Annotated in this window: 9 protein-coding genes and 1 pseudogene; 6 read left to right on the forward strand and 4 right to left on the reverse strand. The window is 61.3% G+C overall.

All coding sequences use genetic code 11. The features are described 5' to 3' along the window. Positions 1-7 precede the first annotated feature (7 nt). The 3 genes from F4V60_RS01140 (at position 8) to F4V60_RS01150 (ending at position 3,964) form a co-directional block, all read left to right on the forward strand. Entirely contained in the window at positions 8-2,755 is a 2,748-nt protein-coding gene (locus F4V60_RS01140) for a DNA polymerase III subunit gamma and tau (RefSeq protein ID WP_075728950.1), read from the forward strand. Between the two features lie 73 nt (positions 2,756-2,828). Beyond that, positions 2,829-3,158, forward strand: a complete 330-nt coding sequence (locus F4V60_RS01145; RefSeq protein WP_075728951.1) for a YbaB/EbfC family nucleoid-associated protein — start codon at positions 2,829-2,831, stop codon at positions 3,156-3,158. A 149-nt stretch (positions 3,159-3,307) separates the two neighbouring features. Further along, positions 3,308-3,964: a recombination mediator RecR gene (locus F4V60_RS01150; RefSeq protein WP_075728952.1), complete on the forward strand. Its 657-nt coding sequence runs from the start codon at positions 3,308-3,310 to the stop codon at positions 3,962-3,964. Here the strand turns inward: F4V60_RS01150 and F4V60_RS01155 are convergent. Next, positions 3,961-4,965: an Lrp/AsnC family transcriptional regulator gene (locus F4V60_RS01155; protein WP_075728953.1), complete on the reverse strand. Its 1,005-nt coding sequence runs from the start codon at positions 4,963-4,965 to the stop codon at positions 3,961-3,963. The two genes, F4V60_RS01150 and F4V60_RS01155, sit on opposite strands and share 4 nt — an antisense overlap. A 135-nt stretch (positions 4,966-5,100) precedes the next feature. Between F4V60_RS01155 and F4V60_RS01160 the strand changes: the two genes are divergently transcribed. Further along, positions 5,101-6,417 carry an MFS transporter gene (locus tag F4V60_RS01160; protein WP_075728954.1) on the forward strand — a complete coding sequence of 439 codons (1,317 nt, stop codon included), beginning with the start codon at positions 5,101-5,103 and terminating at the stop codon, positions 6,415-6,417. A gap of 46 nt (positions 6,418-6,463) precedes the next feature. Then, positions 6,464-8,053 carry an N-acyl-D-amino-acid deacylase family protein gene (locus F4V60_RS01165; protein WP_075728955.1) on the forward strand — a complete coding sequence of 530 codons (1,590 nt, stop codon included), beginning with the start codon at positions 6,464-6,466 and terminating at the stop codon, positions 8,051-8,053. A 43-nt stretch (positions 8,054-8,096) separates the two neighbouring features. Here F4V60_RS01165 and F4V60_RS01170 read toward each other — a convergent pair whose 3' ends face one another. From F4V60_RS01170 to F4V60_RS12685, 3 genes and pseudogenes are all read right to left on the reverse strand, one after another. Continuing rightward, positions 8,097-8,855, reverse strand: coding sequence for a type 1 glutamine amidotransferase (locus F4V60_RS01170; protein WP_075728956.1), 759 nt, complete (start codon positions 8,853-8,855; stop codon positions 8,097-8,099). 1 nt (position 8,856) lies between these two features. After that, a complete protein-coding gene (locus F4V60_RS01175; protein ID WP_075728957.1) occupies positions 8,857-10,176 on the reverse strand; it encodes a Mur ligase family protein in 1,320 nt (439 codons plus the stop codon). 438 nt (positions 10,177-10,614) lie between these two features. After that, positions 10,615-11,709 (reverse strand): annotated as a pseudogene (locus tag F4V60_RS12685) (exonuclease domain-containing protein); the annotation flags it as partial. Positions 11,710-12,158: 449 nt separating this feature from the next. Here F4V60_RS12685 and F4V60_RS01185 point away from each other — a divergent pair. Beyond that, positions 12,159-13,688: an Ig-like domain-containing protein gene (locus tag F4V60_RS01185; RefSeq protein ID WP_075728959.1), complete on the forward strand. Its 1,530-nt coding sequence runs from the start codon at positions 12,159-12,161 to the stop codon at positions 13,686-13,688. Positions 13,689-13,808 lie beyond the last annotated feature (120 nt).

Here is a 13,808-nt window from a genome sequence, read left to right on the forward strand (position 1 = left end):
CTACATCGTGGCTCTATACCGGAAATATCGTCCAGCAACGTTCGCAGAAGTGGTCGGCCAAGAGCAGGTCACCACTCCGCTCTCCGCCGCTCTTGATGCGGGGCGCATCAACCATGCCTACCTATTTTCCGGCCCGCGCGGTTGCGGCAAGACTTCCTCCGCGCGGATTATGGCGCGCTCGCTCAACTGCGTGGAGGGGCCTACCTCCACCCCGTGCGGGGTCTGCGCTTCCTGTATTTCTCTGGCGCCGGGTGGGCCTGGCAACCTGGACGTCACTGAGCTCGACGCCGCCTCCCACAACGGCGTGGAGGATATGCGTGACCTGCGCGATCGCGCGTACTTCGCCCCGGCGGAGTCGCGCTACCGCATCTTCATCATCGATGAGGCTCACATGATCACGGATTCGGGGGCGAATGCGCTGCTCAAGGTGGTGGAGGAGCCGCCGGAGCATGTCATCTTCATCTTCGCCACCACGGAGCCGGAGAAGATCATCGGCACCATCCGTTCGCGTACGCACCATTATCCTTTCCGCCTCCTGACGCCGCCGGCCATGAAGGGCCTGCTGCAGCGCACCGTGGCTTCGGAGGGCGTGGCGGTCGAGGATGCGGTCTATCCCATGATCATCCAGGCCGGCGGCGGTTCGCCGCGCGATACGCTTTCTATCCTAGACCAGCTGCTCGCGGGCGCGGGCCCGGATGGCCTGACCTATGACCTCGCCCGGCCCCTGCTGGGCGTCACGGACGTCACCCTGCTTGACGACGCCGTCTCCGCCCTCGCCACCCACGACAAAGCCGCGCTCTTCAAGCTTGTGGACCACGTCATTGAGGCCGGCCATGAGCCGCGGCGCTTTGCCATTGACCTGCTTGATCGCCTGCGCGATCTCATGATCCTGCAGGCCGTTCCCGGTGCCTTAGAGGCCGGGCTGGTCACCGCACCTACCGATCGCGGCGAGGTGCTCTTGGCCCAAGCCCAGCGTTTTAGCGGCCCGCAGCTGACCTATCTGGCCTCCACCGTCAGTGAGAAGATCTCTGGCCTGCGCGGTGCCACCTCGCCGCGCCTGCTGCTGGAGATCCTCTGCGCGCACCTACTCATCGGTGCCTCCGCCCCACAGGTAACTACCGGGCCCGCTAGTACACCCGCCCCTGTCGCTGCACCTCACACCATGCCTGCCGGAACTGGTGCTAGCGCTGGAAGCAGTATCGGTACCGACGCCGCTCAAGCGGCAAGCCCCAGCGCCGCTCCCGCTGCCGGTGCCACCGCCGGTGCTGGCGACCCTGCCGCCGCTGCCGCGGCCATCATTGCTAACCGGCGTAACCGGCAGGCCAAGCAGCAGGCGCCGGCCGCTGCTCCTGCTCCCGAAGCCACCGCACCTGCCTCCCCGGCCCCTGAATCTCCGAGTGTCCCTTCGCGGACACCGGCGGCGGAGTCTCCCGCACCTCAAGAGCGCTCTGTGCCCGCGCAGGAGCAGCCCGCGCCAGAGCGAACGGCACCAGAGCCCGTCGATTTTGTGGAGCAGGTGCGCTCCCAGTGGCCGCATATTCGCAGCGAGGTGGGACGCAAGAACAAGATCGCCGAGATCATGCTGACGGAGGCTCGCGTCCTTGGCTTCCGCGACAACACGTTGGTGCTCGGGCACACCACCGGCGCGTTGGCTGAGCGTATCAACGCGGAAGCCAATAACGGCGCCATCGTGGAAACCCTGCGCCAAGAGTTCCAGCGGGACGTGGCTGTTAAGTGCGTCATCGGCACGGATCCGGTGGCCGCGGGTTTTAGCCCGCAGCGCTCAGCGCCTAAGCCGGCGTGGAATCCGAACTCCCCACACCGGGAGGCCTCCACGGCCTCCGATCAGGAGGCAGAGAGTCCTAGCCCCCAGCCGCACAAGTCAGCTTCTGCGTCTGTGCCTGCGTCTGCGTCTGCACCAGAGCCAGCGCCAGAGCCAAGGCCCCAGGAGAAACCCCAGTCAGAGCAGCAACCGCAGCAACGGCCTCAAGCGGAACAGGCAGTGCCTGTAGCCGCAGCCGACCCGTGGGGCGCACCGCGCAAGCTGGGTGGACAGGAAAGCCAAGAAGGTCAAGAGCGCCCTCGAGCGGTAGCTACGACGGGGTCGGAGCCCTCGGCAACCGCGAGTGCTGGCGAGAGTCGAGCACAGGTTCAGCCTGCGCAGCAGAGCGCGCATGCACCGGCGGCGTCGCCAGCGCCTCAGCCGGAACCGGCAGCGGCACCGAAGCAGGCGCAAGGCCAGCAAGACGATGCTGAGCGTTCGGGTTGGCGTTCACGCATTGCCAGGGCCACCCAGGTGGCCAAGCAACGTGACGAGGAGTTTGCCAAGACGCCGCAGTTCAGTAATGGTGTTCCGCTCCCGCCTGAGCCCGCGCCCGAGGAGGCGGAGTTCAACGCGCCGCCGGATGATTACTATCCGGAGGACAGCGGTGCGCCTGCGCCCTCAGCGCAGCCGCAGTCCGCAGGAGCGGGCGCCCCGCAGCGAAGGCAGGCGGCACCAGCGGCACTGGCGGTACAACCCGTTGGGCAAGCTCAAGCGGCGCAACCCGGTCAGCCTGTGAAACCTGGAAGGGATGCGCAGCACGGCCATCCGGCGCCGGCGGGGCAAGCTGCGCCAGCGCGGGCATATACCCAAGATGACCAGGAGCGCGAGATGCTCGAGGAAGCGCGCAATGCAGGGGAGAGGGACCGGCGCAGCGGGCTTGAGGTCGCGATGGAACTGCTGTCGCGAGAGCTAGGTGCAAAGCGCCTGTAGTCCCAGAGCGGGTCTAAGCGCGCATATGTACACTTGGGATTTGGCGAATTTAGTTAACCGTGAAAGGAATCTCATGACCCAGCCAGAATCTATGCCCCAGCCCGGTGATATGAACGAGCTGCTCGCGCAGGCCGCCCGTATGCAGTCTGAACTGCAGGCCGCGCAGGAAGAAATCCTCAAGGCCCACGTAGAGGGAACAGCCGGAAACGGCCTCGTTAAGGTGACTATGACCGGTGGTGCGGAGCTGGTTGATCTGCAGATCGATAAGTCCGTGGTTGATCCGGAGGATGTGGAGACTCTCCAGGACCTCATCATCGGTGCAATCCGTGAGGCCCACGATGCCGCTGGGCGTCTGGCGCAGGAGAAGATCGGGCCGCTGTCTCAGGGACTGGGCCCCTTCTAAAGGTTGAGGCTCCACCTTTAAAGCCGCTGCGTTGCCGCTAATTGGGGCGGGGCGCCTCCGGCGATACACTACAAAGACTGTCGTCTCCTCTTCTTGCATGGGCAAGGAGAGCGCAGGCAGGCAGTCTTTTAACTTTTCTAAGGAGAATTGTGTTCGAAGGACCATTGCAGGATCTCATCGATGAGCTCTCGCGCTTGCCGGGCGTGGGCCCGAAGTCGGCGCAGCGCATCGCTTTTCACGTCTTGCACATGGACCCCGAAGACATTGAACGCCTCCAAAACGCGCTGGGTGCCGTGCGCGATGGGGTGACCTTCTGCCGCATCTGCGGCAACATTTCCCGGGAGGAGATCTGTCGCATCTGTGTGAACTCGCAGCGCGATACGTCCACGGTATGTGTCGTGGAAGAGCACAAGGACATCCAGGTCATCGAGCGCACCGGCGAATATGACGGGCGCTATCACGTCCTCGGCGGGGCTTTGGATCCGCTGGCGAACGTAGGCCCGAAGGATCTCAATATCTCCTCGTTGCTGCAGCGTATCGGTGGGGTTCTGCCGGATAAAGAACTGGCTGATTCCACCCCGGAGAAACCGCTTTACGCACCGACCCCGGTTATCAAAGAGGTCATCTTGGCCACCGATCCGAACACGGAGGGCGAGGCCACCGCAGCCTACTTGGTGCGCCTGTTGCGGGACTTCCCGGATTTAAAAATCACGCGCCTGGCCTCCGGCATGCCTTTGGGCGGGGACCTCGAGTTCGTGGATGAGCTCACGCTCTCCCGTGCGCTTTCGGGGCGCCTGACCATTTAGTTTTCGGAAGTGCGCGTGCTCCAGGGGCTAATCGGCACAGCCTGCTTGGCCTGGCCGTCGGGGCGCAAAATCATCCCGTAAGTCTTTCGCATTTGGGGAATGAGCCGGTACTCCACAACGTGAAACTGCACGGGGGCTTTGTCGATTCTTTTCAGAAGATCATTTCCATTGCCCAAGCTGTGCAAGCTTAGTACCAGTATGAGGTTGGTTTCGGAGATCACTGAGGCGCAGAACCTGGTCTCGCGCCATTCGCCGAAGAAGTCCGCGGCCTCCTCCACCTGGTCAATGGGACAGCGGGCTAAGACTACTAATCCGAGCGGGTAATCAAACAGCGGACGAGCCACGTCGCAGCGAAAGAGTCCGTGCCCGTGGCTGATGAGCTTGTTCACAGATCTCTTGGCTTGGGCTGTGGTGATGTTCAGGCTCTTTCCAATTGCGGCGTATGGCAGGCGCCCGTCGCAGGAGAGTAGCTCGAAGACGCGCTTATCGTCCTCGGTGAGTTCTTCGCTGAGGTAGCGCCCATCGAGTGGCGCGGGACGGCGGGGGGAAGAATCCGCGAGGAGGCCCTGGCGCCAGTGCACGCCGCCGCTGATGTGGCCGAATGCGGAGACCCGGTAGGTGGTTGCGAGCTGGAGCTCGGTAAAAGAGTTGTAGAATTCTGCGGCGAGGTCCTCTATCGATTCGGCGATGACTATGCAAAACAGGTTGTAGTCCCCTGTGGTGGTGCCGACGGTAATGACGTTCTTGCGCTGTGAAAGGAGGTCAGCGCACTCGTCGCGTTGGTTTCCCCATACCCCAATCTCGACGAAGAAACCTTTACTGCGCAGCGGGTGGTAGGCCATGCCAGTCCACGCGTGTCCGTGCTGAGATAATGCCGCCCAGCGCCTAGATACCGTGGCCTCAGAAAGCCCTGCCTTGTGCGCTACTTCCTTCCAGGGGGCGGCGGGATCAGCTTGGAGGGCGTCGACAATCTCCAAATCGATGAGATCTGTTTCTTTCATGTTTGGCACCTTGCTGTCATTTTCTTGCGCATTAAGAGCGTTAGAACCCGATTTTTTGCAGTATATCGGCCGCGATATGGCTCACTATACAATTACGCCCACAATATCGGTTGGAAGAAAGGTATCCCCGTAACTATGACTATTGTGGAAGCCCGAGTCACGGCCAAAGATGTCTATAGGAAAGTAAATCGGCGGATTCTTCCGATGCTGCTCATTTGCTATACCTTTGCCTACCTTGACCGCGTCAATATCGGATTTGCCAAGCTCCATATGCAAGAAGATATGCCCATGCTGACGGATGCCGTGTTTGGCGTCGCCTCCGGCATCTTCTTCCTGGCCTATGCAACGCTCGAGATTCCGAGCAATCTCTTGATGAATAAGATCGGTGCCCGGCGCACCATCACGCGCATCATGGTGCTGTGGGGTCTTGCCTCATCCCTGACCATGTTCGTCACGGAGCCATGGCAGCTCTATACGCTGCGCATCATCCTCGGCATCTTCGAGGCGGGCTTTGCCCCAGGCATTATCCTCTACCTGACGTATTGGTATCCGGCCAAGCGCATGGCTGCGGTGATGGGCGTGTACATGCTGGCCGGGCCCATCGGCTCCATTCTGGGCTCCGGAGGCTCGGCGCTTGTCATTGCGGGTTTGGATGGCGTTGGCGGGCTGTCCGGTTGGCAGTGGATGTTCCCCATCCAGGGCCTGCCGGCTGTGGCCCTCGGCATAATCTTCTGGAAGCTGATGTCTGATACGCCTGATGAGGCCAAGTGGCTCAACAAGGAAGAGCTGGCGGTTATCCACCGCGACCGTGCGGAGACGGAAAGCAACCACACGGCCTCCCGCTTTGTCGACGCCCTGAAGAACGTGCAGGTCCACGTCATGGCACTGGCGTACTTCGGCATCATGTGCGGAATCTATGCCACGACTTTCTGGATGCCGACGATTTTGAAGGAAAACGGCATCGAGAACAACACTGCCAACGGCCTCCTTACCGCGTTGCCTTACTTCGTGACCATTCCCGTCATGGTGCTGCTTACGCGCAGCTCCGATAGATCGCAGGATCGTTTCTGGCACGCGCTCGTCCCCACGCTGCTCGCGGCGGTGGCCTTGGTGGCCGCTGCTGTTCTCTCCGCGAACTTCTGGATTTCCTATCTGGCGCTGTGCGTCGCGGTCTTTAGCGTGTGGGGTGCCTACACCGTCTTTTGGGCGGTTCCCTCCAAGGCCTTCGGCGGAACCGCGGCCGCAGGCGGCATTGCCTACATCAACACGATGGGCATTCTGGGCGGGTTCGTTGCCCCGATGATCATCGGATTTGTAAAGACCGCAACTGGTTCCACGGAGGGAGGCCTGCTCACTATGGTCGGGCTCTTGATTCTTTCCGCCGGTGCGCTGGTGGTGCTAAAGAAGGTGCTCTTCGACAAGGAGAAGGAGGAGGCCCCTATAGAGCTCTAGGAGAATTTCCTACACACCTAGGCAGATACAAGGAAGCGTTAGAAAAGTGACAACCACATTAATCAAGAACGCAGAGGTCATCGACGGAACCGGAAGGAAACCGGACGCCCGGGACGTCATCATCGAGGGCGACACGATTGCCTCTCTCCAGCGCCCAGGCAGCTGCGGCGGGCAGTCCTTCGACCACGTCATCGATGGGAAGGGAAGCTATCTGTGCCCCGGTTTCATTGAGAGCCACGCGCACTCGGATAACTCCCCCTTGTTGAGCTTTGATGACACGTCGAAGATTCTGCAGGGCGTGACCACGGAGGTTGTGGGCAATTGCGGCTTTAGCCTCGCGCCCATCGCGGAGGCCTTCGAGCAAGAGTTTTATGGCCTAGTCACCCGGATTTTTCCCCGCGAGAAGTACCCGTGGAAGGATTATTCCCAGTTCCGGGCGGCGATAGAGCAATTCGAGCCGATCACCAACTACGCCGCGCTGGTGGGGCACAACACCATCCGCATCGCGGTGCGCGGGCTGGACCCCACTCCGCCTTCCCCCTTGGAGATGCTGGAGATGCAGCGTCTGGTGGGCGAGGCGATGGAGGAAGGCGCGGTGGGGCTATCCTCCGGCCTGATTTACCCGCCCGGCGTGTTCTCGCAGCCGGATGAGCTCAACCAGTTGGTGAGCGTGTTGCCGCGCGGCGCGGTCTATAGCTCCCACATGCGCAATGAGAGCTATAACTTGGTGGCCAGCATCAATGAGACCCTCGCCGCGGTGGCCGGCAACCCCGTGCACTGCCATATTTCGCACTTGAAGTTTGCGGATCGCTTCAGCTCCTCGTTGATGGATGAGGCAGTCACGCTTCTCGACGCCCACCGCACCGCCGGCGTCGCCCTCACCCAAGACATCTATCCCTATACCGCGGCGAGCACCATGCTCTCCGCGCTGCTTCCGCCCTGGATGCACGAGGGAGGGAGCAGGCTTTTGTTGCAGCGCCTGCGGGATCCGGAAACGCTGCACCGGGCGGTCGAGGAGATTAATAATGATCGCTTTTCCTACGAGAACTACGCCATGGCCGCGGGCTGGGAGGGCATTGTCATAGCCAGCTCGCACAGCCACCGTTTTGATGGGATGAACCTGCTCGAGATTGCACACCAACTCTCCACCGCGCCGGGACTGGCTTTGGGGAAGATCCTGGTTGAAGAAAACCTCGAGGCCACCATGATTGTGCATGCCATGCGGGAAGAAGATGTGGTCACGGCGCTGCGCAGTCCTTTCACGGCCATTGGTTCCGATGGGCTGCCGCTGGGCACGGGCGGAAAACCACATCCGCGTGCCTATGGTACTTTTGCCCGCATCTTGGACTTCTACGTGCGGGATAAGGCCATTCTCAGCCTTCAAGAGGCGATAAGGCGGATGACCAGCCTGCCCGCAGGCATCTTCGGCCTGCAGGATCGCGGGAGCATCGAAGTGGGCAAGAAGGCCGACCTCGTGATCTTCGATACGGCTGGCGTGGCCGACCACGCCACATTCCAGGACCCAACCAATGGCCCTACCGGCATTAACTCCGTCTTTGTCAACGGCGTCAAGGTAGTAGAAAATGACCGCTGGCTAGAGCGCCGCGCCGGGCGCTTCGTCCGCGCCAGGCATTAGCGGCGAGCAGTGGCCAAGGCTTACGTGGCTAAGGCTTACGTGACTAAGACCTACGCAGGCGTTCGGCGCGCAGCTGCGTGACGGCGGGAATGTCGAGCGGTTCGAGCTCGGCCAGCGTGATGCCCATGGCCTTGGCCAGCAGGAGATCAGCCAGCTGGGGGTTGCGCGCAAGAGCGGGGCCGTGCATGTAGGTGGCGATGACGTTGCCCTGGACTGCGCCCTCGGCGGTGCGCTGCATGGCGCCGTCACGCAGGTCGGCGGTGGCATTGGTATCGGCATTGCCCACGCCGCGGGTGATCTCGCCGAGCGGCTGCGCGGCGGGGCCCAGGATGGTCGCGCCCATGTGGTTCTCAAAGCCGGTCAGCGGCTCGGTGAGCTCGGCGGTGATGCCAGTGCCGGTGGGGGTGGAGGCCACCTCGCCGATGGCGCGCTCCTGCATGCCGGCAGTGGTGGCGTCGATTAGCCCGACGCCGTCCACGATGCGGCCCGAAGCGCGGAAGGACTCGCCCAGGACCTGCAGGCCGGCGCAGATCGCCAGCACGGGGTGCCCGGCGGCAGCCGCCCGGCTCAATCCGCCGTCAGCGATGAGGTGCTCTGCAGCCAAAATCTGCGCGGTGTCCTCGCCACCACCCAGGGTGTAGATGTCGAGGGAATCGGGGACGGGCTCGTTGAGCTTGATGGGCAGAATCTCCGCCTTCAGTCCACGCATGCGCGCGCGCTGGCGCAGGACCAGGGCGTTTCCGTCGTCGCCGTAGGTGCCCAGCACGTCGGGGAGGACGAGGCCGATGGTGAGTTTATCCATGTTAAGACTCCTTGCCGGCGGTCGATTGAGTGGGCGACTGAGATTTCTCTTGGGCCACGGCCCTGTTTAGTGCCTTCTTGAGATCCCGGAAGGCGGTGTAATTGGCCAGCACTTCAACGCGCCCGGGCGGGCAGGAGCGGATGGCCTCCAACGGTGAGGCGATGAGCTCGTGGTTGATGTCGGCATAGACCAAGCGCACGGCCAGGTCGGTGCCGCGCTCGCCGGAGGCCTTGACGCTTAAGGTCTCGAAGTCCTCGAAACGCACGTCCCACAGCCAGGACATGTCCACGCCATCGGCCACCTGGCCGTTGGTGGCAATGACGAGGCTATCGGCGCTGCGATCAACCATGGACAGCGCCTCTTGCCAGCCGGCGGGGTTCTTGGCCAGCAGCAGGCGGATCTTCCGCTCACCCCACTCCACAGTGGAGTAGCGCCCGGCCACGTCATCGATGGATTCGGTGGCGGCGATGGCCTTGTCGATGTCGATGCCAAAGCCCTCGACGGCGGCGGCCACGGCCTGCGCGGCATTGCCGCGGTTGGCGCGCCCAGGAAGGGCCAGGGACAGTTCCTTGTGGCCGGCGGGCGTGAGCACACCATCTTCATCGACGGACCACGTGGGGGTGGGGCGGCGGAACTCGCGGCCATCGGGCAACCTTTTGACCGCGTACCAGTCATCATCGGTGCGCACCACGTGCCCGCCGGTGCGAGGACAGGTCACGGAATCCCCGAGCCAGCCAGCGCCGGCGGAGACCCAGGTGACGTTCTTGGCGTCATAGGCCACCGAGGTCATGAGTACGTCATCGCAGTTGGCAATGACAAGCATGTCTGGGTGCGCCGCCACCGCACCGCGCAGGGCGCGCTCAATCTTGTTGATTTCACCCACGCGGTCAAGCTGATCGCGCGAGAGGTTCAGCAGCACCAGCGCCTGCGGGTTGAGGTTATCCGCCACATGCGGGACGTGGAGCTCATCGACCTCAAGTACGAGGTGGCTGGCCGCCTTGCCCGCCAGGAGCGCGGAGATGATGCCGGCGTCCATATTGTCCCCGCCGTCATTGGTGGCCACGCGATAGGTGGAACCCACCGCCGCGGCGAGCATGCGCGTGGTGGTGGACTTGCCGTTGGTTCCGGTGACTAACACGGCGGGGCGGCCCTTGCCCAGCTGCGCCATGATGGTGGGATCGATGGCCCCAGCGATGAGGCCACCGATCATTCCGCCGGAGCCGCGGCCGGTGGCGCGGGAGGCCGCCGTGGCCAGCCGTGCCGCGGTGGTGGCTGCGTTGGTACGCGCCTTCTTGAGAGCAGCGGGAAGGTGAAATCTCATGCCCTACAGACTAGACCGAGACGGCGCCTACTCGCTGTTGCTCGCCGCCGCGCCGCCAGAATTTCGCTTCCCGCGACCATTCCGGCCACCGCGTCCACCGCGGCGCCGCCGACGCCTGCCCTTGCCCGCCGCGGCATTATCCCCGCTGGGCCGCCCCGAGGATGCACCCGACGCCTGAACGCCTGCAGCCTGCGCACCTGCCGCCTGTGCATCCGCTGCCGTGGCCGATGATTCCGCCGCAGAGGAAGCAGCGGGGGACGCCGCGGTGTGAGCACTGTCTGCTCCGCTATTTCCCCCACCGCTAGTTCTCCCAACACTAGCCCCACCATGCTGCGCGTTGTTACTGGTGGACTTGCGCTTGTGGCGGCGGCGCTGATTGCGCCCGCCACCACGCCGGTTATTGCTATTGGGCACATGCGGCGTGCGCTTTTCCTCCTGCTCCGGCTCTGGCTCGGGGGCCTCCTCGATGCGCTCTAGCGCGGCCAGGAAAGCCTCATCTGCCATAAGCGGAATTCCCTTGCGGTGGGCGTGCATGGGCTTTCCCACCAGATCTGTGGTGACGTTACACACCACGACTGAGGTCTCCCGGGTGAGCTTCTCGGAGTAGTTCAATTCCTCGCGCATGAGCGCCTCGATGATGACATCGGGGTCCTCCGCAATCTCCGGTGCGACGACAACCTCCATGCCACGAACAAGGTTCTTGCCCGGCTCGTACTTGCCGGGGTTGGCGTGTTGACGCGGCGCCTCGGCGGCATCAACGCGCACGTGGGAGCGCTGCAGCCCAAAGCGGTCCGCCCGAATATCATCCGGTGCGTAGGAGCTGAGCGTGCCCGTACTCTGCGCCTGGAAGATCTCAATGAGCAGCTGCGTCTCCGCACGCGTGACATCGAATTCACTGCGCTGGGCGCGCTCGACGGTGGCCTTTGGATCTGGCGCGTCAATCCCGCTGCGCTTGGCGACGGCCCCTAAACGCACATCATTACTACGCACGCCCTGCCGACGCGAGGTTTCCAAGGTATCGATGATGCGCTCCGGCGTGGGCACGTGTCCCACCTTGGCCCGGCGCCTTCCGCCTGAGCGCCCTCGATTGCGCGAGCGGTTCTGCCGCGCTGCAGCAACCATGGCGCGCCGGGCCTCGGCAACAATAAACCCCCAGGTATAAGGGGTGTTGTGAACCACGAGGTTGCGGCCATCCAGCAGTCTATCGAGGGTCTTGAGCACCCGTGCAAAAGGCTCGCCCTGTGCCACCTCCTCGTGGCTGAGCCCATGCATGTGCCGCGGCCCCGGATCGGTCTCCGGGTCAATGACCACGTGGTAGTCCTCGCCTACTGCGCCCGTCTCAGAAAAGGTCACCGCATCAATGGCCACCACACGCCCCGTGGAGGGGTGAATGCCCGTGGTGCGCACCGTCAGCGCCACGAAGGGAAACTCAGCAGGTGCCTCCGCCCCAGAAGTAGAAGTCGAAGCAGGCGCCGCCGACTCTGAAGGCTCAGGTGGCTGCGGGGTGGGATGGGGGCCAGGCAACGTGCTCATTGCCAATACTCTAGTATCCCGCCACCTGCGTCCTTGGCAGGGCGCACGCGATAGCGGCTTCTAATCGTGCGGGGGTAGCCACCGGTGATGGCTTGGTGCTGTCACTTCTGGTGGGGAGGTACACCCGAATTACATTCACGAAAGGTGTGATTAAAGGATAATCTAAGCAAAATGTGAAACGGATTACTGTCGTTGACCGGCGGTAATAAGAAACGCCGATTGCAGGTGTTGCACGTCACATGGGGAAAATTGGTGTTATTTGGCCGCTTACTGAGTAAATCCTCAAAAAACAATTATTACAGCCTGTAATAGATGGCTATAGTTACCTAGTGGGATGGCGGGTACTCGCTATCCGCCAAACAAAGAGAACCAGTATTCAAGCCCGCCCCAGGGCATGCATGCTGGATCACCGCCTGGCATTTCTCTCATTCAACGAAAGGACTCCAGACATGGAGAGACTTAATACAAGAATCCGTGGGGGTGGGACAAATGTATGGATCGCTCTGGCGGCAATCGTCGGCATCTTCGCATTGGTCTTATCCACCCTCGTCGTGGCTTCGCCCACGGCTAGCGCGCAGGAAGACGATAGCCAGCCGGCTGTCACTACCGATCTCGGCACGGAGTCTGATGTCGATACCACATCGGATGTGGAGACCTCGACGGAGGAAATCGAACCGGTTGACAGCGCCGAAGAAGCACCCGCACAGGAACCGACTGCTGGCGATCTTGAAGGCCTAAGTGAACCCCTTGCTGGAGTCATGGCTGTTAACCCGGCAATCAAAGTCGATGTCACGAAGATTTCCGGTGTGCCTGATCCTGGGCAGCAACTGGAAGTAGGAAAGCCTGCCAGGGTAGAGGGTACTTGGGACGCAACCAATGCAAACCCCAAAGGCGGCGACTCCTTTAGTGTGGGATTCCCGCAGCAGCTGAAGATACCCGCTGGCCAGAGCTTTGACCTTGTTGCTACAGGGGAGCACGCAGAAGAGGTGTTTGGTAAGTGCGACGTAGCGGACAATAACACTTTCACCTGTGTCTTGAACGATAACGTCAATGGCCTCGATGAAGTTAAAGGCAGCTGGTTTATCCAAGCTACGGCGGTTGAAAGAACCACTGAAGAAACGCTGTCCTTTAATGTCCCCGGAGGCGAGGTTGTTGTTGACTTGCCCGGCGAGGGAGGAATTGATGACGGGGCGACGCTAGAACTCAAGAAGTCTGGCGAACTACAGCCCGACAAAGCTTCATTGAAGTGGACTGTAGAAATTCCCGGCAATATGCTAACCCCACTGGATACTGAGAACACTGGAAAAGTAATCCTCAGTGACAAGCTTCCGAATGGAACTAAGCTGTGCGAGAATCGCCCAACTAAGTTGTCCTACGGCCGCGGATCTGGGAAGTTTACAGAGATCAAGGAAGGTGTAAAACTCACTGCCTCTGACGCCAACGGCACTGATGTCGACGTTGCTTTGGACGCTAAAGGAGCATTTAAGTCCGATCAGACCTATCGCATTGAGTACACGATTTGCTCCACCGATGGCCAGCCTTTGAAAAAGGGCGAATACAAGAACACTTTCTTCGTTGATGATGAGAATCAGATCTCTGGCGAGGTCGGAGTCGAAGAATGGACTCCACCGACAAAGCCCGTTAAGACGGGTACCATTACCAAGGATCTCAAGAAAATTAACTGGAAGGTCAAGGTTCCTCAATCTGTAGCGGGTAGCAACCCGGTTACTGTTGATTTTAAGGATAAGCTGGACGGTCCTCAGAAGTTCTGTGAGTCTCCTGTAGCTTTGACCGTCTTCCAGTACAAGGAGCTTCCCGAGTGGAATGATTCTAAGTTCGATAATAAGCGGTCGAATGTTACGGACAAGTTCGAGGGCGTCAGCGTCCCTACTACCAGCGATACCGAGTTGTCTACTCAACTCAAGGCAAAAGAGGGTTACAATCTCCCAGATGGCTATGCGTTGGAAATCAAGGGCTAAGGAGCAGGAAGTGTGTCTGGATTTTGCTCTTTGCACTGGTAAGTATGTATAAATGCCGGTTTTATATTCCCTGACGGAATATAAACGCCCGAAAGCCGGCCAATACCGCGTTTTAGGCCA

The sequence above is a fragment of the Corynebacterium flavescens genome (assembly GCF_008693105.1).
In the GTDB taxonomy this organism is placed as follows: domain Bacteria; phylum Actinomycetota; class Actinomycetes; order Mycobacteriales; family Mycobacteriaceae; genus Corynebacterium; species Corynebacterium flavescens.

Excerpts from the sequence above, each read along its gene's own strand:
- F4V60_RS01145 (WP_075728951.1), top strand. The coding sequence starts at position 2,829 with ATGACCCAGCCAGAATCTATGCCCCAGCCCGGTGATATGAACGAGCTG.
- F4V60_RS01155 (WP_075728953.1), bottom strand. The coding sequence starts at position 4,965 with ATGAAAGAAACAGATCTCATCGATTTGGAGATTGTCGACGCCCTCCAA.
- F4V60_RS01160 (WP_075728954.1), top strand. The coding sequence starts at position 5,101 with ATGACTATTGTGGAAGCCCGAGTCACGGCCAAAGATGTCTATAGGAAA.
- F4V60_RS01170 (WP_075728956.1), bottom strand. The coding sequence starts at position 8,855 with ATGGATAAACTCACCATCGGCCTCGTCCTCCCCGACGTGCTGGGCACC.
- F4V60_RS01175 (WP_075728957.1), bottom strand. The coding sequence starts at position 10,176 with ATGAGATTTCACCTTCCCGCTGCTCTCAAGAAGGCGCGTACCAACGCA.
- F4V60_RS01185 (WP_075728959.1), top strand. The coding sequence starts at position 12,159 with ATGGAGAGACTTAATACAAGAATCCGTGGGGGTGGGACAAATGTATGG.